The sequence below is a fragment of the Paraburkholderia phytofirmans genome (assembly GCF_046028095.1).
GTDB lineage: Bacteria > Pseudomonadota > Gammaproteobacteria > Burkholderiales > Burkholderiaceae > Paraburkholderia > Paraburkholderia phytofirmans_A.
Genome location: NZ_JAQQDJ010000010.1, coordinates 63,339 through 89,364 on the forward strand (window position 1 = coordinate 63,339; position 26,026 = coordinate 89,364).

Below are 26,026 nucleotides of genomic sequence, written 5' to 3' on the forward strand. Positions count from 1 at the left end.
AGACGACATGCGAAGTGTATCCAGACTCAGCAGCATGCAACGCGCCACCTCCGGCGCAAGTGGCCAGACGCGGTGCGCGCCGCGCAGAGTCACGGCGCTTCGTAGCTACCGGTGCCGTCCGGCCACGGTGTCAGGAGTTCATAGCCGTCGTCGGTCACGGCGATCATGTGTTCCCATTGCGCCGACAGCGAACGGTCTTTGGTGACCACGGTCCAGCCGTCGCGCTGCACCGCGGTGCCGGCGCGGCCCGCGTTGATCATCGGCTCGATCGTGAAGACCATGCCCGGCTTCAGACGCACGCCCTGCCCCGGCTGACCATAGTGCAGCACTTGCGGATCTTCGTGATAGACCTTGCCGATGCCGTGCCCGCAATAGTCGCGCACGATCGAGAAGCCGTCACGCTGCGCGACCTTTTGAATCGCATGGCCCACGTCGCCGAGCGTGGCGCCCGGCTTCACTTCGCGGATGCCGGCGAGCATCGCTTCATAGGTCGTGTCGATGAGTTGACGCGCCACCGTGCTCGGCTGGCCGACGCAATACATGCGGCTCGTATCGCCGAAGTAGCCATCCTTGATGATCGCGACGTCGATATTGATGATGTCGCCATCTTTCAGGACCTCGGCGCGATTCGGAATGCCGTGGCACACCACCGAGTTGACCGAGGTGCACACCGTCTTCGGAAAACCCAGATAGCCGACATTTGCCGGAATCGACTTTTGCGTATTGACAATGTAGTCGTTGCACAGTGCGTCCAGCTCGTCGGTGGAGACGCCGGCCTTGACGTGCTCGCCGATCATCGCCAGCACATCGGCCGCGAGGCGGCCGGAAATGCGCAGCTTGGCGATGTCGTCGGGAGTCTTGTAGGTAATAGCCATGAATTCGGTCGATATGGGTCGAATGGGAGGTCGATGTTCAATCGATCGGCCAATTGTACAGAGGATCGCAGCCGAGCCTGTGCGAACCGCGCCAAACTTGCCGAACGGAACGGTTCGCGGTGGCGGCGGGCGGCATGCTCGACCGACTCCGCGCATGCAGCGTACTTGATGCTGCACACGCAAACAGAAATCTTTTGCGAGGGTTGCATCTAGCAGAGTTTTCGCCCCGTAAAGGCGAATGAGGACTCGCTCTTCTCCCTTGATCATTTAGTTCTTCTCAGAAGAACGGGGCCTCGTTGCGCCCGCGATTTTGCGTCCTGCTAGCGAGCGAGTCGCAGATGTGCGTGCGTGTGCGCCGCGAATCCGCGGCATCGGCAGCGAACCATTTGAGGAGCATCGCCATGTCGGAGTCCAGCAATAAATCAGCATCCCTTATTGATGCATTCGATCGCCGCGCCGAGCGCCGCCTGCAACGCAGACAGTTCTTTCGCAACGCCGGCGGCTTGAGTCTGGGACTCGTCGGCGGCACGCTGATCAGCGCGTGCGGCGGCGGCGGCTCGGTTTCGAACGTATCGGCCCAGAGCGCGCCGACCGACGCGGAAATCCTGAATTTCGCGCTGAATCTGGAGTACCTCGAATCGCAGTTCTATACGTACGCGACGACCGGCGCCGGGCTTGCCGCGAGCATGACCGCAGGCGTCGGCACGGTGGGCACGGTGATTCCGGGGCAGCAAGTGCCCTTCCAGGATCCGGTGGTGAAGGCCTACGCCAATGAAATCGCCAACGACGAGCGCGAGCACGTCACCTTTCTGCGCAGCGCGTTGGGTTCGGCCGCGGTTGCCATGCCCGCGATCGACATCGGCGGCACCGATCCGAATGGCGCGTTCTCGAACGCGGCGCGCGCCGCGGGTCTCGTGCCTGCCGGCACCCCATTCAATCCGTATGCGAACGACAACAACTTCCTGCTCGGCGCGTACATCTTCGAGGACGTCGGCGTGACGGCTTATAAAGGCGCCTCGCCGCTCATCACCAACAAGACGTTCCTCGAAGCGGCGGCCGGCATTCTCGCGGCCGAGGCATATCACGCCGGTTTGGTGCGCACGGTGCTGTACTCGAAAGGTATCGACATGACGAGTCTCGTCACCGCAGCCAACGCGATTTCGGCTGCACGTAACAGCCTCGATCACAACGGCCACGACGATCAGGGCATCACCGGCGCGACCGCCGGCACGTCCAACATCGTGCCGCTGGACAGCAATGGGCTCGCATTCAGCCGCAACTACAGCAACGTCCTCAACATCGTCTATCTGACGAGCTCGGCGGCGACCAAAGGCGGCTTCTTCCCGAACGGTGTGAACGGTTCGCTGAACATGAGTGCCTGAGCTGAGTGATCCGTTGTGTCAGTTGCACCGGCAACGGGACGCCGCGACGACGATCGCGCTGAACCCGTTGGCCGGACACGTCATGTGCGGATTGCGTTGAACGTTTGACGACGTACAGGAGCCGCTATGAACGAAGCGATAAGCCAGGGCGCCGTGCCGCAGACTCTCACCGAGCAGACCTGTTTCGACATTAGCGAAACACTGGCGGGACGGCGCCGTGGCGTGCGTGCGATGCTGCCGTTCGTCGGGCCGGCGGTGGTGGCGTCGATCGCGTACATGGACCCGGGCAACTTCGCCACCAACATCCAGGCGGGCGCGGGATACGGCTATACGCTGCTGTGGGTCGTGGCGGTCGCGAATGTCGTCGCAATGCTGTTCCAGTCGCTGTCGGCCAAGCTCGGTCTGGTCACTGGGCGCAATCTCGCCGAGTTATGCCGCGAAGCGCTGCCACGCCGCTCCGTGCTCGCGATGTGGGGCATCAGCGAAATCGCGGCGATGGCGACCGATCTGGCCGAGTTCGTCGGCGGCGCGATCGGTGTGTCGTTGCTCACGCATCTGCCGATGATACCGAGCATGCTCATCACCGCTGCCGTCACGTATGGTTTGCTGCAATTCGAAAAGCGCGGCTTCCGCCCGCTCGAACTGGCGATCGCGGCGCTGATCGGCGTAATCGGATTGTCGTATCTCGCCGAGTTGCTGATCGCCCCGGTGCATTGGCCATCGGTGATCGCGCACACGTTCACGCCGCGCGTGCCGGATAGCAATGCGTTGACGATATCGGTGGGCATCATCGGCGCCACGGTGATGCCGCATGTGCTGTTCCTGCATTCGGGGCTCACGCAGAATCGTGCTAAACCGCGCAATGACGGCGAGCGCACGAGGCTGCTGCGCTTTTCCAATATCGAAGTGGTGGTCGCGTTCGGCGTGGCCGGGTTCATCAACATGGCGATGGTGATCATGGCCTCGAGCGCGTTTCATGCGGGGCACCCGGAAATCGCCAGCATCGAGACCGCGTGGCGCACGCTCACGCCGCTGCTCGGCGGCGCCGCGGCGGGACTCTTTCTGGCCGCGTTGATCGCGTCGGGCGTGTCGAGTTCAGTGGTCGGCACAATGGCCGGGCAAATGATCATGCAGGGCTTCGTCGGCTTTCATATCCCCGTGTGGGCGCGGCGGTTGATCACGATGGCGCCGGCCTTCGCGGTGGTGGCCTGCGGCGTCGACGCGACGCGCGCGTTGGTGCTGAGCCAGGTGGTGCTCAGCATCGCGCTGCCCGTGCCGATGATCGCGCTCGTGTGGTTCACCTCGCGCGGCGATCTGATGGGCCGCTACCGGAATCGTCGTGCGACGACCTTTGCGGCGATCCTCGGCACGGTCGTCGTGCTGGCGCTCAATCTCATTCTGCTGCTGCAAGTGGCCGGCATTTCGCCGTGGCCGCCGTTCCATGCCGCGTGAGCCAGCGGCGTCATAGCACGGCCTGCATCCGCTCGAGGGCTTGGCGCGTACATTGTTCGAACGCATCTCTTCGGACGGACTCGACTCCCATGCCTCGACGCCTGCTCACTTTGACCGCCACGCTGGCGCTCGCCGCTCTCGGCGGCTGCAGCGCGGCCGGCGTGCTGAACGCCGCCGTATCGCACAAGCAGTTCCGCGCCGAAAACGGCCTTGCTTACGGCAACGCGCCGCGCCAGAAACTCGACGTCTACGTGCCCACCGCCGACGCGCCGCCAGCCGCTTCTTCGCACGGCCGTCCGATCGTGGTGTTCTTCTATGGCGGCAGTTGGCAGAACGGCTCGCGCAGCAACTATCTGTTCGTCGGCGCGGCGTTGGCCTCGCGCGGCTTCGTCGCCGTGCTGCCGGACTATCGGACGTGGCCCGACACGGCCTTCCCCGGCTTCGTCGACGACGCGGCCATGGCCGTGCGCTGGGCACGCGATCACGCGGCCGAGTTCGGCGGCGACCCGTCGCGAATCTTCCTGATGGGACACTCGGCAGGCGCGCATATCGTGATGCTTCTCGCCACCGACGGCCGCTATCTCGCCGCGCAGCAGATGAGCAAAAGCGATATCAGCGGCGTGATCGGCCTGGCCGGCCCGTATGATTTTCTGCCGTTGCACGACGCGACGCTCGAGGAAATTTTCCCGCGTGCCTTGCGTGCCGCGAGTCAGCCGATCAACTTTGTCGCCGGCGACGAGCCGCCGATGTTCCTCGCGGCAGGCCAGCGCGATACGACCGTCGATCCGGGCAACACGGACCGGCTCGCGGCGAAACTGCGTGCAGCGGGCGACGCGGATGTCGAAGTGAAGCACTATCCGCGCGTCGGGCATGCGCTGCTAGTGGGCGCGTTTGCCGGGCCGTTGCGCGCCTTTGCGCCGGTGCTCGACGATGCGAGTGCGTTTATCGACACGCAGGCGAGCAATGAAGTACGGCGTTCGCACAAGGGTGCTACAGACGGTAGCGCGCAATTGCTGCCCGCATCTTCCGACGCGCAAGGCAACGTCTATCAGATGCGCAGGCAACGGGCGAAAGCAGCGGTAGCGTCGTGCGATGGCTCGGCATCCGCATCAACGCCCGCCGCTGATACCGATTGCCAGAAACAAGGCCATCTGGGCCACAGCGAATAAACGCCGCTGCAACGGGTCGCAACGCGCGTCGCCGCTCTGCGGTGACGCGCTGCCCCCGCTTTGAACGCGTATCTGATTCAGGTGCTCGAGCCGGTGCCCAACGGCAATCTTCGCAACGCGTCGCGTACGAACTACCGCTGCGCCATGCCCAGCAATTGCTTGCGCAAAGTAGGCGCACGTGTCGAAGGATCGAGCCAGATGCCGAAGAATGCGCGCGCGAAGGCGGGATCGTCGAATTCGCCGGTCATGCGCTCGCCGGCATAGAAACGCACGCCCTTGTCCGGCAGATACACCGCACTCAACTGGTCGCCGGGACTGACATCCACGAAGGCCTGCAGCATATCCGCGCGCCAGCGTTCCAGCGTGTCGGCCGGAATCGGCGCGCTCGCCAGACGCTTGATCTCGCTGATGCCGGTGTCCGCGAGGCGTTCGCGTTTGATGCCGCGCGCGTAGACGATATGCAGCGCGAAGCGCGCGTCGTAATCGACCGGCACGCGTTCGCTCCACATCTGCGCGCGATAGAGCCGGAAGCCGAGCACGCTGAAATCCCCTTCGCCGACGAGTTGCGCGGACTGCACATCGCTGCGCCAGTCCGCGCAAGCGGCGCTCGCCCACAACACCAGCGCGAGAGCGATGGAAGCGCGCACGTCAGTCCGCCTTCGAGAGCACGAACTGCATCACGTCCGTGCGTCCTTCGTCGAAGCCGGCTTCGCAATACGCCAGATAGAGCCGCCACGTGCGCACGAAAATTTCATCGAAGCCCTGCGCGCGGATCGTATCGAGTTGCGCTTCGAATCCGCCGCGCCAGCGACGCAAGGTCTCCGCGTAATCGCGGCCGAACGCCAGCGACGTGTGCGTCGTGAGCTTGCCGCGCCGTGCGGCTTGCGCGAAACGCTGCGGGCTCGGCAACATGCCGCCAGGAAAAATGAACTCGCGAATGAAGTCGCTCGTCGCGCGATACGCGGCGAAGTGCGAGTCGTCGATCGTGATGGTTTGCACTAGCGCGCGAGCACCCGGCCGCAGACGTTCGCGCAGAATCTGAAAATACGTCGGCCAGAATTTTTCGCCGACGGCCTCGAACATTTCAATCGATACAACGGCGTCGTACTGGCCGGTCAGGCTGCGATAGTCGCGCAGTTCGAGTTGCACGCGCTCGCTCAGGCCTGCTTCGTTCACGCGCTGCCGGGCGAATTCGAGTTGTGCCGGCGAGATCGTCACGCCATGCACGTGAATGCCCAGACGCGCCGCGTGCAACGCAAAAGCGCCCCACCCGCAGCCGATTTCCAGAATGTGCATGCTTTCGCGCAAACCCAGCGTATCGATGATGCGTTGATACTTCGCGTGCTGCGCGTCTTCGAGTGATTGATGGAAATTGCCGCCGAATACCGCGCTCGAATAGGTGAACGTCGAATCGAGCCACTCCCCGTAAAACGCGTTGCCGATGTCGTAGTGCGCGTGAATGTTGCGCCGGCTGCCCGAGCGTGTGTTCCGCCTCAGCTTGTGACGCAACCCATACCAGAGTTGCGCGAGCCAGCCGCCATACACCGTGCGCTGCAGAGCGCGCTCGTTGCGGATCGCGACGCGCAGCAGCGCGGCCAGATCGGGCGTATCGACCCAGAAAGAGCGCCATGCATCCGCGAAACCGATATCGCCTTTGCGCAGAATCGCGCCGCATGCGCGCCAGTCACGCATCTCCAGACGCGCGCCGGGCGCCGCGTGCGGATCGCCGAACACGCGCTGCTGACCATCGGGCGTGATCAGGACCAGATGCCCCACCTGGATCCGCTCGAGCAAGGACAGAAACAGACGGCCTGACGCGGGGGCGGTTTGGTGCCCGCTCAGGGTTCTTGAAAGCGCCATGGCTGAATCTCCTCAATCGGACGAAATGGGGCGCGCGGCGACGGATGGTTTGGCGGCTGCGGCGTGGTGGGTGGACGCGTCGTCGGTGCGGGCCGGCGCGGGGTTTTTGCCGTGGAACGGCGCTTTCTTGAGGGCAAGGCGCAAGGCCTGCCAGTGAATTCTCGCGACGACGCTCACGCTCAACAGCGGCTGACGCAGCAGCGCGGCGAACGCGGCCGCGCGGGTGAGCGGCGTCAGGCGGCCGCCGAGTGCGGTGCGGATCAGCAGACCGTCGGCGTCGTGATAGTCGATCGAGACCGACGCGCTACTGGGCGCTTCCTTGACGCGAAAGGTGTAGCCGCCCTCCACACGGCAAAACGGCGACACGTGCAGCACTTTGCGACACATGAGCCGCGTATTCGCAGTGATCGGCGCGTTGCCGTTTGCGCTGAGCAGATAGCTGTGGCGCTCGCCGAAGGTGTTGCGCACTTCGGCCAGCAGCGCGCGCAGTTGGCCGTCGCGGTCGTGGCAGTACCAGAAACTGATCGGGTTGAACGCGTAGCCGAACACGCGCGGGAAAGCTTGCAGCCAGATCCGGCCGTTCGCTTCTTCAATGCCCGCGGCACGTAGTTGCTCTCGCATCCATGTGGCGAGGTCGCTGCCGTCGCGCGCGCCGTGGTCGCATCGATACAGGCTGAGCGGCCGCCAGCGGTCGATGCCGAACCAGCCGCTATCCAGCGAGGCCAGCCGATCCAGGTCGCATCGCACGTAAAACACGGGATACGTGAAGCGATGATGTTTTGGCCGCAGACGTTCGTGCATCACCCGGCCGGTCAGAAGCCAGGCTGCCGGATCTGCGCCGACATTGTCGCCCGGCGGTTTCATAGCCTGGCCCATGCCGGCGATGCGTCGAAATCGGCCGCGACGCGCAGCGCCGATTTCAGACCGTCCTCGTGAAAACCGTAGCCCGTCCAGGCGCCCGCGAACCACGTGCGGCGCTTGCCTTGCAGCGATGGCAGGCGATGCTGCGCGTCGATGGCGGCCAGATCGAACAGCGGATGATCGTAGACGAAGCGGCGCAGTTCGGTGCCCGGCGCCGGCTGCGTCACCGGGTTGAGCGTGACGACGAGCGGCGTCCTGAACGGCAGCGGCTGCAACTGATTGACCAGATAACTGACGCACACCGGATGTGTGCCGTCGACACTGCGGCTGCCCAGATAATTCCACGCCGACCACACGCGCTGACGACGCGGCAGCAGATTCGTATCCGTATGCAGCACCGCGACGTTCGGTTGATAGCGCACGGCGGCGAGCACGCCGCGCTCGTCCTGATCGGCGTCTTCCAGCAGGCGCAGCGTGGTCGGTGCGTGAGTGGCGAGCACCAGCGCGTCGAAGCGCTCGGTGCCGTGGTCAGTGAGCACGTCGACACCGTCGGCGTCGCGTCGCACGCCACGCACTGCCGTGCCGATACGCACGTCGTCGAGCGTGCTGGTTATACGCTTCACATACTCGCGGCCGCCGCCGACCACGGTCCGCCACTGCGGCCGGCGATTCACCTGCAGCAGTGCGTGGTTCAGGCAGAAGCGCAGGAAGGTGGTGGCCGGGAACGCGAGGATGTCGGCGGTCGCGCTCGACCAGATCGCGGCGGCCATCGGCAGCAAATATTGTCGCTGGAACGCGCCGCCGTAGCCGCCTTCCGTCAACAGCTCGCCCATCGACGCGCGCGTTTCAATCGCCAGTTCGAGGTTGCGTTGCGCGCTGCCGTTGAACCGCATGATGTCGCGCAGCATGCCGATGAAGGTCGGCGAAAACAGGTTGCGGCGCTGCGCGAACACTGTGTTCAGACTGGTGCCGGCCCATTCGAGACGGCCTTCGTCGAGCGAGACCGAGAAGGTCATGTCGCTCGGATGCGACTGCACGCCCAGTTCTGCGAACAGCGCGATCAGGTTCGGATAGGTGCGGTCGTTGAACACCAGGAAGCCGGTGTCGACGGGATGCGTGTGGCCGTCGAGCGTGACGTCCACGGTGTTGGTGTGGCCACCCAGGTACTCGGCCGATTCGAACAGCGTGACCCGATGGTTGCGCGCCAGCAGATAGGCACTGGCCAAACCCGAGATGCCGGCGCCGATGACCGCGACCCGCGAGCCGCGCGGTAGTGGTGAGGTCGGTGCGGAATGGGGCATGGGCGCGTCTCCTTGAGCTGGGGACACGCGTTGAATTCAAGAGGTGTGACGAAGGTTGCGGTCCTTGAGGGGATTTACGCAGCGCGGATCTCTTTGGATGCAGCAAGCGGGAATTGCGCTGACGCTGGCAGATGATTGCTTTGTTCGACGACCGATCCGAAGTCGCGTTGCGTCAAAACAAAAACCCCGCAGAACGTTCGCTCTGCGGGGTTTTTAAATTTGGCGGAAAGGGTGGGATTCGAACCCACGGTACGGGAAAACCGTACGCCTGATTTCGAGTCAGGTACATTCGACCACTCTGCCACCTTTCCGGGTCTACTGAATCACGGTGACTACCGCCTCATCAGTACCAAGCGGGTCGATCGCTTGGGAGAAAAAGATTATAAAACAGCCTATTTCGGTTTGCCAAGCCCCTTGACCCAAAAAAACTTCGGAAGCGCTTGGCGCGCCGTACATGTCTTGATGCAACATCAGCACGGGATCGACGCAATTACGATCCCATCGCTCATGAAGCCGCTCATCGAGCCGCCACTTCCAGTCGTTCAATGCCACCCAGATACGGACGCAAGGCCGCCGGCACGGTGACCGAACCATCGGCGTTCTGGAAGTTCTCGAGCACCGCAACAAGCGTACGGCCGACGGCCAGACCCGAGCCGTTCAGCGTGTGCACGAGTTCCGGCTTGCCTTGCGCATTGCGATAACGCGCCTGCATGCGACGAGCCTGGAACGACTCCGTGTTCGAGCAACTCGAGATTTCGCGATACGTGTTCTGCGCCGGCACCCACACTTCCAGGTCATACGTCTTGGCGGCCGAGAAGCCCATGTCGCCCGTGCACAGCGTGATCACGCGGTACGGCAATTCCAGCTTCTGCAGGATCGTCTCAGCGTGGCCGACCATCTCTTTCAGCGCCGTGTACGATGTTTCCGGTGCGACGATCTGCACCATCTCGACCTTGTCGAACTGATGCTGGCGGATCAGACCGCGCGTGTCGCGGCCATACGAGCCCGCTTCCGAGCGGAAGCACGGCGAATGCGCGGTCAGCTTGATGGGCAGCGCGTCTGCTTCGAGGATGCTGTCGCGCACCGTGTTCGTCAGCGAAATCTCCGACGTGGAGATCAGATACTGCGTGACCGTGTTCTCATCGCCGCCCTTCTCGACGCGGAACATGTCGTCGGCGAACTTGGGCAGTTGGCCGGTGCCGTACAGAATTTCCGGATTCACGATGTACGGCGTGTAGACCTCCGTATAGCCGTGCTGCTGCGTGTGCGTGTCGATCATGAACTGCGCGAGCGCGCGATGCAGACGCGCGATCTGGCCGCGCAACATGGTGAAACGCGCGCCCGAGAGCTTCGCGCCGGTCTCGAAGTCGAGGCCGAGCGGCGTGCCGACATCGACGTGATCCTTCACCTCGAAATCGAACTGGCGCGGCGTGCCCCAGCGCCGCACTTCGACGTTGCCGGTTTCGTCCGCGCCCATCGGCACGCTTTCATGCGGCAGATTCGGCACGCCTTGCAGCAGTTCCGACAAACGCTTCTGGATGTCGTCAAGCCTGGCCGCCGACGCCTTCATCTCGTCGCCGATGCCGCCCACTTCGGCCATTACCGCCGAGGTGTCCTCGCCCTTGCCTTTCATCGCGCCGATCTGCTTCGACAGGCTGTTGCGGCGCGCCTGCATCTCTTCGGTACGGGTCTGGGTTTCGCGGCGTTCCGCTTCGAGCGCGGCGAAGGCCGCCACGTCGAGGGTATAGCCGCGGTCGGCGAGGCGTTTGGCGACGCCGTCGAGGTCTTTGCGCAGCAGCTGAATGTCGAGCATGGGATGGGGCGGGTATTCGTTGTATGAAGGTGGGATTTTAGCGCACCGGCGTGGGCGGCCGGTGCGTTAGATAGTTGGTGTGTGTGGAATGCCTCAACCCTTCTTCGGCTTGTTCTCGCCGCGCCACTGCGCATCGAGCTCCGCGAGACGCGCCATCTTGTCGCCGATCTTGCCTTCGAGACCGCGCGGCGTCGGCTCGTACCAATGCGGATCGCGCATGTTGTCCGGCAGATAGGTTTCGCCGGCCGCGTAGGCGTCGGGTTCGTCGTGCGCATAGCGGTACTCGTGACCGTAGCCGAGTTCCTTCATCAGCTTGGTCGGCGCGTTGCGCAGATGCACCGGCACGCCGCGCGATTGATCCTTGCTCACGAAGCGCCGCGCCTCGTTATACGCGTTGTATCCAGCGTTCGACTTCGGCGCGACCGCCAGATAGATGATCGCCTGCGCCAGCGCCAGCTCGCCCTCGGGCGTGCCCAGGCGCTCGTAGGTTTCGGCGGCGTCGAGCGCGATGCGCGCGGCGCGCGGATCGGCGAGGCCGATGTCTTCCCACGCCATGCGCACGATGCGGCGCGCCAGGTAACGCGGGTCCGCGCCGCCGTCGAGCATGCGGCAGAACCAGTACAGCGCCCCGTCCGGGCTGCTGCCGCGCACCGATTTATGCAGCGCGCTGATCTGGTCGTAAAATGCGTCGCCGCCTTTGTCGAAGCGGCGCAGATTTTCGGCCAGCGCGCTGCCGAGCAAGGCGCCATCGATCTCGGTGGTCTTTTGCTGCGAAGCCGCCCGCGCGACGATTTCAAGGTTGTTCAACAGCTTGCGGCCGTCGCCGTCGGCGGAACCGATCAGCGCGTCGCGGGCTTCGTCGGTGAAAGTCAGGCCGCCGAGTTCCTGTTGCGCGCGCTCGAGCAACTCGCGCTGCTCTTCGTCGGTGAGGCTTTTCAGCACGTAGACTGCGGCACGCGAGAGCAACGCGCTGTTCACCTCGAACGACGGATTCTCGGTCGTCGCGCCGACGAACACGAACAGCCCCGACTCGACGTGCGGCAAGAACGCGTCTTGCTGGCTCTTGTTGAAGCGATGCACTTCGTCGACGAACACGAGCGTCTGATGCCCGTTCGCGCGATGAATCTGCGCGGTCTCGACCGCCTCGCGGATATCCTTCACGCCCGAGAGCACCGCGGAGAGCGCGATAAACTCCGCGTGGAACGCATCGGCCATGAGCCGGGCGAGCGTGGTTTTACCGACGCCGGGCGGGCCCCAGAGGATCATCGAATGGGCTTCGCCGGATTCGAATGCGACCCGCAGCGGCTTGTTCGGGCCGAGCAGATGCTTCTGGCCGATCACTTCGTCGATATTGCGGGGCCGCAGGCGTTCGGCGAGCGGAACATTGGCACGGGTTTCTTCAAACATGACGTTTTGGGGATAATCTCGGCTTTTCCGGACGCGGTCCGTGTGAAGGCGGCGTACTGCCGGTGAGCCACGCCAGCACGTGAAGGTGCGGGCAACGTCCTGCATTATGACAGTGACGGCGCCCGGGCAAGAATCGCCCGGCTTCTGGACGAAGGACGCGCGGCGCGCCGGGAACGGCCCAAGCGGCCCGCCAGGCCGGAATCCGGCAACGGGTGAAACGGTTAAACGATCGAGCGGACAGGGCAGGCAACGCCTGACCTAACCGGGGAAATAACAGCAGACACAACCGTCGGCGCAGCTTCGCGGCTAGATTGGCAACTGAGTTGGCAACTGGGTCGGCAAACGAGTCGGCAAACGAGTCGGCAAGCACTATCAACAGGGACAAGACCAGATGGCACAAGATCCACTCGCCGGCGACGCCGGCTCCACCTACGCACCGCTCACGCCGGTGCCCGACGCGCGGCGCGCGTTCCGCACCGGCGACGCCTTCGCGCTCTGGTTCTCGCTCGGCATAGGCCTCTTGGTCGCGCAAGCGGGCGCGCTGCTGGTGCCGGGATTGTCGCTGCCGCATGCGTTGCTCGCCATCGTGATCGGCAGCGTGATCGGTGTGGTGCTGCTGGCGCTGGCCGGCGTGATCGGCACGGATACGGGGCTCGCGGCCATGTCGTCGCTGCGGCCGACACTCGGCGTGCGCGGCGCGTCGGTGCCCGCCGTGCTGAACGCGGTGCAACTGGTCGGCTGGGGCTCGTTCGAGGTGATCGTGATGCGCGATTCCGCCGACGCCCTCGCCAAGCAGGCCTTCGGCCTCTCCATGCCGCTCATCTGGACGGTGATCTTCGGTTTGCTCGCGACGCTGCTGGCGATCAGCGGCCCGCTGTCGTTCGTGCGACGCTTTCTGCGCACGTGGGGCATCTGGCTGCTGCTCGCGGGCGCGGCGTGGCTCACGTGGAATCTGCTCGCCAAGCACGATCTGAACGCGTTGATGCAGCGTCCGGGCACGGGCGAGATGTCGTTCGGCGGCGCGATCGATCTGGTGGTGGCCATGCCGCTCTCGTGGCTGCCGCTAATCGCCGACTACACGCGCTTCGGCAGGAAGCCCGGCGAAACCTTCCGCGGCACGCTGCTCGGTTACGGCATCGCCAACATCTGGTTTTACGCGCTCGGCGCGGTCTACGGCCTCGCGGCGGGCGGCGGCGACGCGCTGTTGACCGGCGCGCTGGCGCAAGCCGGCGGCGGCCTCGCGCTGCTGCTGATCCTGATCGATGAAGTCGACAACGCCTTCGCGGACATCCACTCGGCCGCGGTGTCGACCGGCACGTTCTGGACGCGCGGCGGCGTGCCCATGTTGTCGGCGGCGTTCGGCGCGCTGTGCACGCTGATCGCCCTTGCCGTGCCGATGGCGAAGTATCAGAACTTCCTGCTGCTGATCGGCTCGGTGTTCGCGCCGCTGTTCGGCGTGGTGCTGGTGGATCACTTCATTGTGCGCAAGCGCCGTATCGAAGCCGCCGCGCTCGCCGACGTGCGCGGCCGTTATGGCTTCTCGGGCGGCTGGCATCTGAGCGCCTTCCTTGCGTGGGCGATCGGTATCGTCGCGTATCAGGTGATCAATCAATGGCTGCCGAATCTCGGCGCGACCTTGCCTGCATTGGTGATCGGCGCGGTGTGTTATCTGGTGTTCGTGTCGGCGCGCAAGACGGCGTATGCGTGAGGCTCAATTTAGCTAGCGTCACCGTCAAATAAACGCAAAAAGGCCTGCAAATGCAGGCCTTTTCATATCGCTCAAGTCGTTTTAGCGCGTGGACGCCCGATACTCGACGCCCGGCAGCACACACAGCAATTCGAACGCGAGATTCGCGCCGAGCAGCGCGGTCGTGCCGAACGGATCGTAAGGCGGCGCGACCTCGACCAGATCGCAGCCGACGATATTCAGCCCACGCGAGCCGCGAATGATTTCCAGCGCCTGCGGCACCGTCAAACCGGCGATTTCCGGCGTGCCCGTGCCCGGCGCAAAGGCCGGATCGATCCCGTCGATGTCGAACGTGATGTACACCGGGCCGTCGCCCATGCGCTCGCGAATGCGCGCCATCAACGGCACGAGCGACTGGTTCCAGCACGCCTCGGCCTGCACGACTTCAAAACCCTGATCGCGGCACCAGTCGAAATCTTCCGCCGCGTAACCCGTGCCGCGCAAACCGATCTGCACGACACGGTCGCAATCCAGCAAGCCCTCTTCCACCGCGCGGCGGAACGGCGTGCCGTGCGCGATCTTCTCGCCCATCATGGTGTCGTTGACGTCGGCGTGCGCGTCGACGTGAATCAGACCGACCTTGCCGTGCTTGCGATGAATCGCGCGCAGGATCGGCAGCGCGATGGTGTGGTCGCCGCCCAGCGTGATCGGCTTGCAATCGTGCTGGAGAATTTCGTCGTACGCGGTTTCGATGCGCTTGATCGAGTCATGCAGGTTATACGGATTGATCGCGACGTCGCCGAGGTCGGCCACGCGCAGCGAATCGAACGGCGCGGCGCGCGTCGCCATGTTGTAGGGGCGCAGCAGCACGGATTCGCTGCGGATCTGGCGCGGCCCGAAGCGCGCGCCGGTGCGGTTCGAAGTGCCGAGATCGAACGGCACGCCGACGAAGCAGGCGTCGAAGCCTTCGGCCGAGCCGACGTTCGGCAGCCGCATCATCGTCGCGATGCCGCCGCAGCGGGGCATGGCGTTGCCGGACAGCGGCTGCGGCCGTTCGCCGGCTTCTGGGGAAATGAAGGAGGAGGTATTCATCGTGTCTCGGCAATGAAAAGGGGGCAGCAAGCAAAATCGTGCACACCGGCCGAGGAGAATCATTAGAAGCACACCTTGCCGGGCGAATCTCGATTCTTGAGCAGTTTCCCAGAAGTTAAAATACCGACGGAATAAACTTCACATTGATCTTCAGCGATGTATCCTGACGTATGTTCTCCCAACTTACCGATCTCGACCTGCGGCTGATCCGCGTTTTTCTCGCCATTGTCGACGCGGGCGGCGTCTCGCCGGCCCAGGCCACTCTGAACGTCGGCCAGTCGACCATCAGCACGCAACTCGCCACGCTGGAAACTCGCCTCGGCTACCGGCTGTGCGAACGTGGCCGCGGCGGCTTCAGCCTGACTGCGCGCGGCGAGCAGTTCATCGACGCGGCGCGCGCCCTGCTGTCGGCCGTCGATACCTTCGGCATGCAGGCGCGCAACGTCGGCCGCAAGCTGGTCGGCACGCTCGATATAGGCATGATAGGCCACACGCCGGTGTCGGCGAGCGCGCGCATCAGCGACGCGATCGGCCGGTTCCGGGCGCGCGATCAGTCGGTGCGGTTTTCGATTCTGGTGCGCTCGCCGGGCGAACTGGAGGAGTTGCTGCTGAACGGGCGGATTCAGATCGGCATCGGCTATTTCTGGCATCGCGTGCCGTCCCTCGAATACACCGAGGTGTTCGCGGAAGACCAGTTCGCTTATTGCGCGAAAGGTCACCCGCTGTTCGCACAAGCGGGCGAAGTGCCGCCCGCCGAAGCCGCGCAGCACGAATGGGCGTGGCGCAGTTATCCGCTACCTGAAGCCGAGAGCTCGACCACGCCGCAGAACGTCACCGCCGTCGCGGACAACATGGAAGCGGTCGCGATGCTGGTGCTTTCCGGGCATCACCTTGGCTATCTGCCGGGGCATTTCGCGGCGCCGTTCGTCAAGCAAGGGCTGCTCGCCGCGCTGAATCCGGCGCAGATGCGTTATCGAGTGGCGTTTCACATGGTCACGCGGGCGCGGCAGCATCGAACGGATATCGTCGAAGCGTTTATCGACGATATGAAGGCTGCGCATCCGGTGCAGGTGCTGGAAGTGGACGAATAGCGAACGGGCAACGCGCGCATTAAAAAAGCCACGGCACGCCGTGGCTTTTTAGCAATCACGACCCACTGCGTGAAGGCTTATCCGTTGATCACGTCCGCGCCCTTCGGCACTGTGAACTTGAACGCATCGGCCGGCAGCGGCGGATTCTTCTGAATGTTCGAGAACGTCAGCAGCGTCACGTTGCCGAACACGTCGTGCAATTCCATCGCTTCGAGATTGCCGTCCTTGAAGCCGATGCCGACGCGCTGGAACTGCGTGTCTTTCGCCTTCGGCGTGAGTTCGAGCCAGTCGATGCCGGCTTTCACACCCGCGTCGCGCAGCGTGAAGTTCTTGTCGAGATCGTTGCTGCCGAACAGGATCGCTGCCGGGCTCGCACCGAGCGCGCCGCCGAGGCTGCGCACCGTCACCTGATTCAGATCCTTGTCGTAGACGTAGAGCTTGTCACCGTCTGCTTGCAACAACTGGGCATACGGTTTCTCGTATTGCCAGATGAACTTGCCGGGACGCGCGAACGTGAAGGTGCCGCTCGACGTGCCGGTTTTGCCCGCTCCCTGGGTCGACAACGTGCCGCTCGCGCCTTGCGCCTTGCTCGGCGCCCGCACTTCCTGCTGAACGAAAGTGCCGCGCGCCGAATGCACTTGCGCGACGAACGCCTTCAGTTGCTCGGTGCCGCTCGCGAACGCCTGCGATGCGAACAATACCGACGCGCCGATCGCCACGCTGCCTATCCCGCGCACAAAGGTGCGGGCGAGCTGGCCGATTTGGCTGGATTGAGCATTCTCTCGAGCGTGCTGCTGCGCGAATAGCTGCATGTAGTTTTCTCCCTTGATTGAATTCGTTGAGCGGTCATGACCGCTTGCTCGTGCATTGGGCGATGCCTGCGTATCCATATTAGCGAGGGGCTGCCGCGATGCCAGCGAGTCTGCGTCCCCTCTGCCGTACTCAGGCGTGTCATGGCAGCTTAGTCAACCCGCCTTAAACGAGCCTTAGGGTAGCGGCCGGCCCTTTAACGTCGGGAAGCGTGGCTTGCCAAATAAGCCTTCGACGACGAGGGCAACGCATCTACACAGCAAAGCGCGGCTTGCCTTGCTATCGGTTGCGGTAAAGAAACGTCCGCGTCTCGCAGCCGACAGCGCATTCGCCGCCGCGCTGCGAACTCGCTGCCCTTCGTTCTATTCCGCTTCCCGCGCCGGCGCCAGAATCTCGCGATTGCCGTTCGACGACATCGCCGACACCACGCCCGAGTTTTCCATCTGCTCGAGCAGCCGGGCCGCGCGGTTATAACCGATGCGCAAATGCCGCTGCACCAGCGAGATCGACGCACGGCGGTTCTTCAGCACCACATCGACCGCCTGGTCGTATAACGGGTCCGACTCGCCGTCGCCCGATCCGGTTCCTCCGGCGCCCGCGGAGCCTTCGTCGCCCTCGCCCGTCACGCCGCCTTCGAGAATGCCCTCGATATAGTTTGGCTCGCCCTGTTCCTTGAGTTTGTCGACGACGCGGTGCACCTCCTCGTCCGACACGAACGCGCCGTGCACGCGCACCGGCAAGCCGCTGCCCGGCGGCAGATACAGCATGTCGCCCATGCCGAGCAGCGATTCCGCGCCCTGCTGGTCGAGAATCGTGCGCGAGTCGATCTTGGACGACACCTGGAAGGCCATCCGCGTCGGCACGTTGGCCTTGATGAGGCCGGTGATCACATCCACCGACGGACGCTGCGTCGCGAGAATCAGGTGAATGCCCGCCGCACGCGCCTTCTGCGCGATCCGCGCGATCAACTCTTCGACCTTCTTGCCGACCACCATCATCAGGTCGGCCAGTTCGTCGATCACCACGACGATGTTCGGCAGACGCGTGAGCGGCTCCGGATCGTCCGGCGTGAGGCTGAACGGATTCGGCAGCTTTTCTTCGCGTTTGGCGGCTTCGTCGATCTTGTTGTTGTAGCCGGCGAGGTTACGCACGCCGAGCTTGCTCATGAGTTTGTAGCGGCGCTCCATTTCGGCGACCGCCCAGTTGAGCGCGTGACCGGCCTGGCGCATGTCCGTCACCACCGGACACAGCAGATGCGGAATGCCTTCGTACACGCTCATTTCGAGCATCTTCGGATCGATCAGGATCATGCGGACCTGCTCAGCGCTCGCCTTATAGAGCAGCGACAGGATCATCGCGTTGATACCGACCGACTTGCCCGAGCCCGTCGTACCCGCCACCAGCAAGTGCGGCATCTTCGCGAGGTCGGCGCATACCGGCTTGCCGCCGATGTCTTTGCCGAGACCCATGGTCAGCGGCGACGCTGCATCGGCATAAACCGCTGAGCCGAGAATCTCCGAGAGACTCACGGTCTGACGACGCTGGTTCGGCAACTCCAACGCCATGAAATTTTTGCCCGGAATGGTTTCGACCACGCGAATCGACACGAGCGACAGCGAACGCGCGAGGTCCTTGGCTAGACCGACAATCTGGCTGCCCTTCACGCCCGTGGCCGGCTCGATCTCATAACGCGTGACCACTGGACCGGGATACGCCGCGACCACGCTCACTTCGACGCCGAAGTCCTTGAGCTTTTTCTCGATCAGGCGCGAAGTGAATTCCAGCGTATCCGCGGAAATGGTTTCCTGAGCGACGGGCGCAGCGTCGAGCAGCGAGATGGGCGGCAAGGTGGAGTCGCCCGGCAGGTCCGTGAAGAGCGGCACTTGCCGCTCCTTCTCGACGCGCTCCGACTTGGCCGGCGTGACGACCGGCGGCACGATCATGACCGGCTCGTGCTCCTCGATTCGCACGCGGCCCTTCTCGACCTTGCCCTCGCGCTTGACCGCGGCCGCTTCGCCCAGCTTGCGGTCGCGGCCGGCCTCACGGCGCAGCTTGGCGAACGTCACGGCGGAAATGATCGATTCGCCGACCTTCTCCGACACCGACAGCCAGGAAAAACGAAAATACAGCGACAAACCGATGCCGAGCACGATCAAGAGCGCCAGCGTGCCGCCCGTGAAACCCAGCGCATGCGACACGCCACGCGCAACCGCCTCGCCGATCACACCGCCCGGCGCGCGCGGCAGCTGCACTTTAAGCGACCACATGCGCAGCGCTTCGATGCCGTCGCAGGCCAGCAGCACGAGCATGAAAGCGAACGCGTCGGCGAGCCAGCTCTCGCGCGGCGCGTCTTCCTGCTCTTCCTCGTGACGGGTGATGCGCTTGTAGTTCGCGGAGATATGGCGGCCGAGCAGCACGATCCACCAGTAGGCGGACAGGCCGAACAGCAGCAGCAGAATGTCCGACGTCCACGCGCCGACGCGGCCCGCCCAGTTGGCGATATGGTCGACCTGCGCGGCATGGGTCCAACTCGGATCGCGGCGGCTGTAGCTGACGAGCGCCATGAGCAGGAAAACGCCGAGCGCCACCTGCAGGATCCAGCGGATTTCGGTGAAGAGGCGCGACATGCGGTGCGGCAATGCCTGCGCGCTCGCGGAATAGGGAGCTTTTGCCATTGATCCTGTTGCGTGTGTGCCCGATCCCGGCCTGAGTCGTGGTTTCGTGATTAAGCCTCGCCCAGCGCGGCTTCGGGCCCGATCCCGGCTTCCGGGAACTTCGATCCGGCCTATTGTAAACGCAGTGTCCCGCGCGAGGCTGTAAATGACGGTAACTTGGCCGTTTGGCCACAGAAAGGCGTTGCGCGGCCCGCCGCCGACGCTATCGGCGTGATCGGAAAGCTTCATGGAGCAGGCCGGCGCCCCGCCCTTTATAATGTCGCGCTGATACCCATCTACAGTTTCAGCTCAAGTCGCGCGGCCTCGCATGGGCGAGCCGGGCGCCGTAAAAGGATTCGATCATGCCTGCAACTTCCACGAAACACGCCAAGGTTCTGATTCTCGGTTCCGGTCCCGCCGGCTACACGGCCGCGGTGTACGCGGCGCGCGCCAACCTCGCGCCGGTGCTCGTCACGGGTCTGGCTCAAGGCGGCCAGCTGATGACCACGACCGACGTCGAAAACTGGCCGGCGGACCCCAACGGCGTGCAAGGCCCGGAACTGATGACGCGCTTCCTGGAGCACGCCGAGCGCTTCAACACCGAAATCATTTTCGACCACATCCACACGGCCAAGCTGGATGAGAAGCCGATCCGCCTGATCGGCGACTCGGGCGAATACACCTGCGACTCGCTGATCATCTCGACCGGCGCATCGGCGCAGTATCTCGGCCTGCCGTCGGAAGAAGCGTTCATGGGCAAGGGCATATCGGCTTGCGCCACCTGCGACGGCTTCTTCTACAAGCAACAACATGTGGCCGTGATCGGCGGCGGCAATACCGCGGTCGAGGAAGCGCTCTATTTGTCCGGCATCGCCAAGAAGGTGACCGTGATCCATCGCCGCGACAAGTTCCGCGCCGAGCCGATCCTGATCGACCGCTTGCTGGCGAAGGAAAAGGAAGGCCTGGTCGAGATCAAGTGGGACAGCACGCTCGACGAAGTCACCGGCGACCAGTCCGGCGTAACCGGTTTGCGGATCAAGAACACGAAAACGGGTGCCACCGAAGACATCGCGCTGCAAGGCATTTTCGTGGCGATCGGCCATAAGCCGAACACGGACATTTTCGCTGGCCAGCTGGAGATGAAGAACGGCTACATCATCACCAAGGGCGGCCTGAACGGTTTTGCTACGGCGACTAGCGTAGCCGGCGTGTTCGCTGCGGGCGACGTGCAGGACCACGTGTACCGTCAGGCGATCACCAGCGCCGGCACGGGTTGTATGGCCGCGCTCGACGCGCAACGCTATCTGGAAACCATCGACGAGATGGCCGGCGAGCATGCAATGAGCCAGGAAGCCGAGCGTTAATCGCCCGCGCCGGTTTGCGAACCGGTCTGGAAAGTTAGCGCGACGGTAAAATGGCGGCTGGGCATGACCCGGCCGCCGGCTTGAAAGAAGGCCGCGGCTGCCAAGCCGGCGGCCTTTTTGCATTCAGGTCTTCCGGTAGCAAGAAAACCTCGCGCGACCGAACCACTTTTTCTGCGTGTCTTACTCCATATGCCGAAGAACCAGCCCCATCCGAGCGAACCGAAGCGCGCGCGAGCGGTCGCGCGGCCCGCGCCCGAACCGGCTGCTCCCGCCGCCAAGCCGAAGCTCGATCCGGCGGCTGGCCTCGCCGGCCTCGGTGCGCTGCGCGATGCGCTCAAAGTCGACACGCAGCGGCGCGAGCGCGAACGGGTAGCCGCCGCGGTCGCTCAGCGCGAAGCCTCGGCGGACGCCGATCTGTTTCGCCGCGAGATCGGTGAGGTGGCGCCGCTAGCGGTGCCGCCGCGCGCCACGTTGCCGCGCAATCCTCCGCCGCCGCTGCCGGTGCAAACCAAACTCGACGAAGAAGCCGTGCTGCACGAAGCAATCTCCGACGAGTTCGACCCGGAAATCCTGCTCGAAACCGACGAGACGCTGTCCTACTGCCGCCCCGGCGTGAGTCAGGAAGTCGTGCGCAAACTGCGGCGCGGCGACTGGATCGTGCAGGCGCAAATCGACCTGCACGGCATGCGGCGCGAAGAGGCGCGCGAGGCACTCGCGGAATTCATCCGCGAGTCGGTGAAGCGCGGCTTGCGGTGTTTGCGCGTGATTCACGGCAAGGGCCTGGGATCGATCGGCAAGGAACCCGTACTGAAGGGCAAAGTGCGCGCGTGGCTCGTGCAGAAGTCCGAGGTCATCGCGTTCTGCCAGGCGCGTCCGCACGACGGCGGCGCCGGCGCGGTGGTCGTGCTGTTGCAGCCGGGCGCACTGCCGGCTCACGCCAAAGTTTGACGGAGCCACGGTGATCCATCCGAGGCTGACGCTCGCGCTGACCATCATGGAGGCGCTGGCGATTTTCGCGTACGCCATTTCCGGTTTCATCGAAGCCAAAACCCGCCGCCTCGACGCCGTGGGCACGTTTCTGGTGGCGATCGCCACGGCCTTCGGCGGAGGCACGTTGCGCGACGTGTTGCTGGAGCGGCGGCCCTTCTACTGGGTCGAGCATCAGGATTATCTGATCGCGATCTTCGTGATGTCGCTGTTCGCGCCGACTCTCCTGAAAATGACCTCGCGGCTCTTTTCCGAGCGGGTACTGCTGGTCGCGGATGCGATCGGGCTGGGGCTGTTCAGCATAGGCGGCACGTCGATCGCGCACGATGCGCAAATGCCGTGGTTCACCTCGGTGATGATGGGTGTGCTGACGGGCGTATTCGGCGGCGTGATTCGCGACGTGCTGTGCAACGAAGTGCCGCTGATTCTGCGCGACTCGCGGCCGTACGCCACGTGTGCGTTCGTGGGCTGCTGGCTGTATGTGCTGCTGGACTACATCGATTTCGACACGGTCTACAGCGTGCTGATCGCCACCGCCTTCATCCTGCTCGCACGGCTCGCGACATTCCGGTTCAATGTGCGCTTGCCGCATTGATCGCATGAATCGCCAGGCGGCGGCGCATCGCCCGCGAACAGGCAACGCGCCGCCGCCTCATTCGAACTACTTGTTGGTCGCCAGCGCGCCCGCGCTCTTCGAGCCGCCGAACAGCGCCGTCAGGTAGGCCGAGTTGTTGTTCATGGTCGCCATCAACGTGTTCAGCGCGGTGAACTGGCTTTGATACTGCTTCGTCAATTGCGTGGCGTAGTCGCTCAGCTTGGTCTGCTGCGCGGTGACGCTCTTCAGGTCGGCGGTGAGCGCGTTGTTGCGCGTGTCGATGATGCCGCCCGTCCGCGTGAACTCATCGATGCTCTTGCTCAATTTGGCGCCGACGCCGTCGGTCGAGTTGAACAGCGCGGCAACTTGCGCCGGGCTGGTGTTGAGCGCCGTGGTGAGTTTCGCGTTGTCGACGACCAGCGTGCCGTCGGCGGGGTCGCCCTTCAGCGTGATGCCGATGTGCCCAAGGCTCACCACCGAAGCGCCCTTACCCACCCCACCGGCGACGATCGACGCCAACGCGTTCTTGACAGTAAGCAGCGTGGAGTCGCCGAGCAATGCACCGCCCGTCTTCGACGTTTTGTCGTACGAGGACAACTTGCTGATCGTGGTGACCACCGTGTTGTACAGGTTGGCGAAGTTCGTGATGGCCGTGTTCTGCGCGGTGGTATCGGGCGCGATCGTCAGCGTTTGCGGATTGCCGACCGACGCGGCCGACAGATTCAGCGTAACGCCGGCAATTGCGTCGGTGACGGCGTTGTTGGCACTGCGCGCCGCAATCCCGCCGATGGTCACCAACGCGTCCTGCGCGACTTCGCTTTGACGCCACGCATTGCCGGCGTCCGACGACACGATCGTGGACGCCCCGCCGTTCGCGCCGGGTGTCGAGGTCACGCCGAGGCTCGACAGGCCCGCGTCGTTCTGCACGTTGCTGGTGGCCACGTTGATCGTATTGGCCGAGCCGGTGCTGGCCGAGCGCAGCACGAGGTGAGCGCCGCCGGTGCCGGTCACGATCGTCGCCGTGACGCCCGGATTGTTGGACGCCTTGTTGATCGCGCTGGCAATACCGCTCAACGTGTTGTTGGTGCTGTCGATGGAGACGTCGATCGACTTGCCGCCCACCGAGATCGTCAACGTGCCGGTGCCGAGTTGCGTTGTCGCGCCGAACGCCGCCGACGCAAGACTCTGCGACGAGGCGATCTGCGTCACGTCGATCGAATAGCTGCCGGCCACCGCGCCGGGGCCCGCTTTCGGGTCCAGGCCCTTGCCGCTCGCAGTGGCCGCGAAGGTGGACAGCGTGGTCCCGTCCGACAGATTCTTGATCGCCGCCTGCAAGGCGGACAGCGCCGAAGTGAGCGCGCCATACGCGGACAAGGTGGTGTTGTCGCTGGTCTGCCTGGCCTGCAGCGACGCCGCCTGCCCCGCCGTTTTGGCGTTGACGAGCGCCGAGACCAGGGTCGAGACATCCATCGACGAATTGCCGGTCGAGCCGCTGATAATGGATTGCGCTGCTTGCTGGACCTGGCTTTGCGCGTTGGCCGTCGCGCTATTCACCGAGGACGTGATGCTAGACATGTGAAGCTCCCCGTACGTCGAATTTTTTCGTTATTCGTTAAGCGACGTCCCGGGCTGCTTCTGTTGCGCCATTTATCCGGTCACGTCGGCGTCTCTTACAAAGTTTTCAAATGTTACACCATCTTTCTTCATAGTTTTGTGACGTTTTAACGTAGCGAATGTTGGTTAGAGCAAGCGTCGTGGGTGTCGATTTGCGCGGCTCCCGCTCGTCGTGGGATAAAACGGCCGCTCCGGCCGTTCTCCTGCCACAGCAACTCACCGACCATTCAAGGTGACCACGATGACCCTGAAGCTCTACGCCCATCCCTTCTCGTCCTACTGCCAGAAGGTTTTGACCGCGCTCTACGAAAACGGCACGCCATTCGAGCTGCGCCTGCTGGCGCACGACGACCCGCAAGTCATGGCCGAATTCGCCGCGCTGTGGCCGATCAAGCGCTTTCCGGTGCTAGTGGACGGCAGCCGGACCGTGATGGAGGCGAGCATCATCATCGAGTACCTGGGCCTTTATCACCCCGGCCCGGTGTCGCTGCTGCCAGCCGACGCCCGCGCCGCGCTGGAAGTGCGCAGCATGGACCGCTTCTTCGACAACTACATTTCGACGCCGCAGCAAAAGATCGTCTACGACAGCATGCGTCCCGAGGCGGAGCGCGACCCGCACGCCGTCGCCGATGCGCGCGCCATGCTCGACACCGCGTACGGCTGGCTGGACAAGGTGATGGCGGAACGCGAATGGGCGGCGGGAGACGCCTTCAGTCTCGCCGATTGCGGCGCCGCGCCGTTCCTGTTTTACGCCGACTGGACGCACGCCATCGGCCCGGCGTTCCCGCACGTGCTCGCCTACCGCAAGCGCCTGCTGGCGCGGCCGTCGTTTGCCCGCGCGGTGGACGAAGCGCGCCCGTATCGCGCGTACTTCCCACTCGGCGCGCCGGACCGGGATTGACGAACGGCCGCGCGCTCGTGTCGCGCAAAAGACGAGCGCCCGCGCCACGTCGACCCTAACGGTTTGCGACAACAATTTTTCCAACCTATACACTTCACTTCGAAACCTACTTCCGCCAATCAACCTTAAGGCAAAACATGGACCGTTTCGAAGCCATGGAGATATTCACGCGTGTGGTCGAGGCGAACAGCTTCACCAAAGTTTCCGAGTCGCTCGACCTGCCGCGCGCCAAAGTGAGCCGTACCATCCAGGCGCTGGAGGAACACGTCGGCGTGCGTCTGCTGAATCGTTCGACGCGCCAGGTCAGCGTCACCGAAGACGGCGCGCTGTTCTACGAACGCTGCGTGCGCATCCTCGCCGAAGTCACCGACGCCGAATCGTCGCTGTCGAACAAGCGCGAGAATCCGGCCGGCACGATCCGCGTGGATACGTCCGGCACCTTGGCCCGCGCGCTGCTGCTGCCCGCGCTCGACGATTTCTATCGGCAATACCCGGAGATCGACGTACGGCTCGGCCTCGCCGACCGCAACATCGATCTGATTCAGGACGGCGTGGATTGCGTGATCCGCATGGGCACGCCGGAAGAGTCGAGTCTCGTCGCTCGACGGATCGGCCAGGCGCGGATCGTCACGTGCGCGTCGCCGGCGTATCTGGAGAAATACGGCGAGCCGACCACGCTCGAAGAATTGAGCGAGCACCGCGCGGTTAATTACGTGTCCGCGCGCACCGGCAGAACGTTCCCGTTCGAATACCAGGTGGACGGCGAGATCGCCAAAGTGTCGCTTAAAAGCGTACTCGCGGTGAACGACGGCTCGGTCTATATCGGCGCGGCCGCGCTCGGGCACGGCATCATTCAGCCGTCGCGCTTCATGGTCGCCGATCTGATCGCGCAAGGCGCGCTGAAGGAAATCCTCACCGGCTACACGAGCCCGGGCACGCCGCTGTCGGTGCTCTACGCGCATCGCCGCAATCTGAGTTCACGGCTGCGTGCTTTCATTGAGTGGGTGACCGAACTGGCGCGCAACAATCCGGACCTGCGCATTACCGAGCAGTAAAACCTAAACCCGCAAAACGACAAAACCCCATGCGTCGTGAGACGCATGGGGTTTCT

The 26,026-nt window shown here is 64.0% G+C and carries 21 protein-coding genes and 1 tRNA gene; 10 read left to right on the forward strand and 12 right to left on the reverse strand.

The window, feature by feature from the left end; translation table 11 throughout:
- Positions 1-89: 89 nt before the first annotated feature.
- On the reverse strand, positions 90-875 hold the full coding sequence (map, locus tag PQR54_RS25780; RefSeq protein WP_106306140.1) for a type I methionyl aminopeptidase: 786 nt from the start codon (positions 873-875) through the stop codon (positions 90-92).
- Between the two features lie 401 nt (positions 876-1,276).
- Between map and PQR54_RS25785 the strand changes: the two genes are divergently transcribed.
- The 3 genes from PQR54_RS25785 (at position 1,277) to PQR54_RS25795 (ending at position 4,878) form a co-directional block, all read left to right on the forward strand.
- Positions 1,277-2,257 carry a ferritin-like domain-containing protein gene (locus PQR54_RS25785; protein ID WP_408250631.1) on the forward strand — a complete coding sequence of 327 codons (981 nt, stop codon included), beginning with the start codon at positions 1,277-1,279 and terminating at the stop codon, positions 2,255-2,257.
- Positions 2,258-2,383: 126 nt separating this feature from the next.
- Positions 2,384-3,709 (forward strand): Nramp family divalent metal transporter, encoded by a 1,326-nt coding sequence (locus PQR54_RS25790; RefSeq protein ID WP_408250632.1) that lies wholly within the window; start codon positions 2,384-2,386, stop codon positions 3,707-3,709.
- Between the two features lie 89 nt (positions 3,710-3,798).
- Positions 3,799-4,878 (forward strand): alpha/beta hydrolase, encoded by a 1,080-nt coding sequence (locus PQR54_RS25795; RefSeq protein ID WP_408250634.1) that lies wholly within the window; start codon positions 3,799-3,801, stop codon positions 4,876-4,878.
- A gap of 131 nt (positions 4,879-5,009) precedes the next feature.
- Here the strand turns inward: PQR54_RS25795 and PQR54_RS25800 are convergent, their stop codons facing one another.
- The 7 genes from PQR54_RS25800 to PQR54_RS25830 all read right to left on the reverse strand — a co-directional run bounded on the left by PQR54_RS25800 (position 5,010) and on the right by PQR54_RS25830 (position 12,120).
- Positions 5,010-5,525, reverse strand: a complete 516-nt coding sequence (locus PQR54_RS25800) for a chalcone isomerase family protein (protein ID WP_408250636.1) — start codon at positions 5,523-5,525, stop codon at positions 5,010-5,012.
- A gap of 1 nt (position 5,526) precedes the next feature.
- The gene (locus PQR54_RS25805; RefSeq protein ID WP_408250638.1) at positions 5,527-6,738 is read right to left on the reverse strand and encodes a class I SAM-dependent methyltransferase; all 1,212 of its coding nucleotides are present in this window, start codon (positions 6,736-6,738) and stop codon (positions 5,527-5,529) included.
- Between the two features lie 12 nt (positions 6,739-6,750).
- Positions 6,751-7,614 carry a DUF1365 domain-containing protein gene (locus tag PQR54_RS25810; RefSeq protein WP_408250640.1) on the reverse strand — a complete coding sequence of 288 codons (864 nt, stop codon included), beginning with the start codon at positions 7,612-7,614 and terminating at the stop codon, positions 6,751-6,753.
- Positions 7,599-8,900, reverse strand: coding sequence for an NAD(P)/FAD-dependent oxidoreductase (locus PQR54_RS25815; RefSeq protein WP_408250641.1), 1,302 nt, complete (start codon positions 8,898-8,900; stop codon positions 7,599-7,601). The genes PQR54_RS25810 and PQR54_RS25815 overlap by 16 nt, the downstream gene beginning before the upstream one ends.
- A gap of 220 nt (positions 8,901-9,120) precedes the next feature.
- Positions 9,121-9,211: transfer RNA gene (locus PQR54_RS25820), tRNA-Ser, on the reverse strand.
- Between the two features lie 206 nt (positions 9,212-9,417).
- Positions 9,418-10,713, reverse strand: a complete 1,296-nt coding sequence (gene serS / locus PQR54_RS25825) for a serine--tRNA ligase (protein ID WP_408250643.1) — start codon at positions 10,711-10,713, stop codon at positions 9,418-9,420.
- A 93-nt stretch (positions 10,714-10,806) separates the two neighbouring features.
- Positions 10,807-12,120 (reverse strand): replication-associated recombination protein A, encoded by a 1,314-nt coding sequence (locus tag PQR54_RS25830; RefSeq protein WP_408250645.1) that lies wholly within the window; start codon positions 12,118-12,120, stop codon positions 10,807-10,809.
- 391 nt (positions 12,121-12,511) lie between these two features.
- On the opposite strand from PQR54_RS25830, the gene cytX reads away from it, so the two are divergent.
- The gene (gene cytX / locus PQR54_RS25835) at positions 12,512-13,828 is read left to right on the forward strand and encodes a putative hydroxymethylpyrimidine transporter CytX (RefSeq protein WP_408250647.1); all 1,317 of its coding nucleotides are present in this window, start codon (positions 12,512-12,514) and stop codon (positions 13,826-13,828) included.
- Between the two features lie 81 nt (positions 13,829-13,909).
- Here the strand turns inward: cytX and speB are convergent, their stop codons facing one another.
- Positions 13,910-14,899: an agmatinase gene (speB, locus tag PQR54_RS25840; protein ID WP_012432090.1), complete on the reverse strand. Its 990-nt coding sequence runs from the start codon at positions 14,897-14,899 to the stop codon at positions 13,910-13,912.
- Positions 14,900-15,069: 170 nt separating this feature from the next.
- On the opposite strand from speB, the gene PQR54_RS25845 reads away from it, so the two are divergent.
- Positions 15,070-15,990: a LysR family transcriptional regulator gene (locus tag PQR54_RS25845; RefSeq protein ID WP_106279954.1), complete on the forward strand. Its 921-nt coding sequence runs from the start codon at positions 15,070-15,072 to the stop codon at positions 15,988-15,990.
- A gap of 77 nt (positions 15,991-16,067) precedes the next feature.
- Here the strand turns inward: PQR54_RS25845 and lolA are convergent, their stop codons facing one another.
- Positions 16,068-16,802 carry an outer membrane lipoprotein chaperone LolA gene (lolA, locus tag PQR54_RS25850; protein ID WP_408250650.1) on the reverse strand — a complete coding sequence of 245 codons (735 nt, stop codon included), beginning with the start codon at positions 16,800-16,802 and terminating at the stop codon, positions 16,068-16,070.
- A 360-nt stretch (positions 16,803-17,162) separates the two neighbouring features.
- Positions 17,163-19,475 carry a DNA translocase FtsK gene (locus PQR54_RS25855; RefSeq protein WP_408250652.1) on the reverse strand — a complete coding sequence of 771 codons (2,313 nt, stop codon included), beginning with the start codon at positions 19,473-19,475 and terminating at the stop codon, positions 17,163-17,165.
- 341 nt (positions 19,476-19,816) lie between these two features.
- Here PQR54_RS25855 and trxB point away from each other — a divergent pair, with 341 nt between their 5' ends.
- The 3 genes from trxB to PQR54_RS25870 all read left to right on the forward strand — a co-directional run bounded on the left by trxB (position 19,817) and on the right by PQR54_RS25870 (position 22,400).
- Entirely contained in the window at positions 19,817-20,818 is a 1,002-nt protein-coding gene (gene trxB / locus PQR54_RS25860; RefSeq protein WP_408250654.1) for a thioredoxin-disulfide reductase, read from the forward strand.
- 189 nt (positions 20,819-21,007) lie between these two features.
- The gene (locus PQR54_RS25865; RefSeq protein WP_408250656.1) at positions 21,008-21,766 is read left to right on the forward strand and encodes a Smr/MutS family protein; all 759 of its coding nucleotides are present in this window, start codon (positions 21,008-21,010) and stop codon (positions 21,764-21,766) included.
- A gap of 13 nt (positions 21,767-21,779) precedes the next feature.
- A complete protein-coding gene (locus tag PQR54_RS25870) occupies positions 21,780-22,400 on the forward strand; it encodes a trimeric intracellular cation channel family protein (protein WP_106306861.1) in 621 nt (206 codons plus the stop codon).
- Positions 22,401-22,466: 66 nt separating this feature from the next.
- On the opposite strand, the gene fliD is transcribed toward PQR54_RS25870, so the two are convergent.
- Positions 22,467-23,975, reverse strand: a complete 1,509-nt coding sequence (fliD, locus tag PQR54_RS25875; protein ID WP_408250658.1) for a flagellar filament capping protein FliD — start codon at positions 23,973-23,975, stop codon at positions 22,467-22,469.
- A gap of 280 nt (positions 23,976-24,255) precedes the next feature.
- Between fliD and PQR54_RS25880 the strand changes: the two genes are divergently transcribed.
- The gene (locus PQR54_RS25880) at positions 24,256-24,915 is read left to right on the forward strand and encodes a glutathione S-transferase family protein (protein ID WP_408250660.1); all 660 of its coding nucleotides are present in this window, start codon (positions 24,256-24,258) and stop codon (positions 24,913-24,915) included.
- A gap of 137 nt (positions 24,916-25,052) precedes the next feature.
- On the forward strand, positions 25,053-25,970 hold the full coding sequence (locus PQR54_RS25885; RefSeq protein WP_012432081.1) for a LysR family transcriptional regulator: 918 nt from the start codon (positions 25,053-25,055) through the stop codon (positions 25,968-25,970).
- Positions 25,971-26,026: the final 56 nt, after the last annotated feature.

Bases quoted from the DNA above. Each gene is read 5' to 3' on its own strand.
- PQR54_RS25785 (WP_408250631.1), top strand. From the start codon at position 1,277: ATGTCGGAGTCCAGCAATAAATCAGCATCCCTTATTGATGCATTCGAT.
- PQR54_RS25790 (WP_408250632.1), top strand. From the start codon at position 2,384: ATGAACGAAGCGATAAGCCAGGGCGCCGTGCCGCAGACTCTCACCGAG.
- trxB (WP_408250654.1), top strand. From the start codon at position 19,817: ATGCCTGCAACTTCCACGAAACACGCCAAGGTTCTGATTCTCGGTTCC.
- PQR54_RS25845 (WP_106279954.1), top strand. From the start codon at position 15,070: ATGTTCTCCCAACTTACCGATCTCGACCTGCGGCTGATCCGCGTTTTT.
- fliD (WP_408250658.1), bottom strand. From the start codon at position 23,975: ATGTCTAGCATCACGTCCTCGGTGAATAGCGCGACGGCCAACGCGCAA.
- PQR54_RS25880 (WP_408250660.1), top strand. From the start codon at position 24,256: ATGACCCTGAAGCTCTACGCCCATCCCTTCTCGTCCTACTGCCAGAAG.
- PQR54_RS25810 (WP_408250640.1), bottom strand. From the start codon at position 7,614: ATGGGCCAGGCTATGAAACCGCCGGGCGACAATGTCGGCGCAGATCCG.
- PQR54_RS25795 (WP_408250634.1), top strand. From the start codon at position 3,799: ATGCCTCGACGCCTGCTCACTTTGACCGCCACGCTGGCGCTCGCCGCT.
- map (WP_106306140.1), bottom strand. From the start codon at position 875: ATGGCTATTACCTACAAGACTCCCGACGACATCGCCAAGCTGCGCATT.
- lolA (WP_408250650.1), bottom strand. From the start codon at position 16,802: ATGCAGCTATTCGCGCAGCAGCACGCTCGAGAGAATGCTCAATCCAGC.
- speB (WP_012432090.1), bottom strand. From the start codon at position 14,899: ATGAATACCTCCTCCTTCATTTCCCCAGAAGCCGGCGAACGGCCGCAG.
- PQR54_RS25855 (WP_408250652.1), bottom strand. From the start codon at position 19,475: ATGGCAAAAGCTCCCTATTCCGCGAGCGCGCAGGCATTGCCGCACCGC.
- serS (WP_408250643.1), bottom strand. From the start codon at position 10,713: ATGCTCGACATTCAGCTGCTGCGCAAAGACCTCGACGGCGTCGCCAAA.
- PQR54_RS25830 (WP_408250645.1), bottom strand. From the start codon at position 12,120: ATGTTTGAAGAAACCCGTGCCAATGTTCCGCTCGCCGAACGCCTGCGG.
- PQR54_RS25885 (WP_012432081.1), top strand. From the start codon at position 25,053: ATGGACCGTTTCGAAGCCATGGAGATATTCACGCGTGTGGTCGAGGCG.
- cytX (WP_408250647.1), top strand. From the start codon at position 12,512: ATGGCACAAGATCCACTCGCCGGCGACGCCGGCTCCACCTACGCACCG.
- PQR54_RS25865 (WP_408250656.1), top strand. From the start codon at position 21,008: ATGCCGAAGAACCAGCCCCATCCGAGCGAACCGAAGCGCGCGCGAGCG.
- PQR54_RS25805 (WP_408250638.1), bottom strand. From the start codon at position 6,738: ATGGCGCTTTCAAGAACCCTGAGCGGGCACCAAACCGCCCCCGCGTCA.
- PQR54_RS25815 (WP_408250641.1), bottom strand. From the start codon at position 8,900: ATGCCCCATTCCGCACCGACCTCACCACTACCGCGCGGCTCGCGGGTC.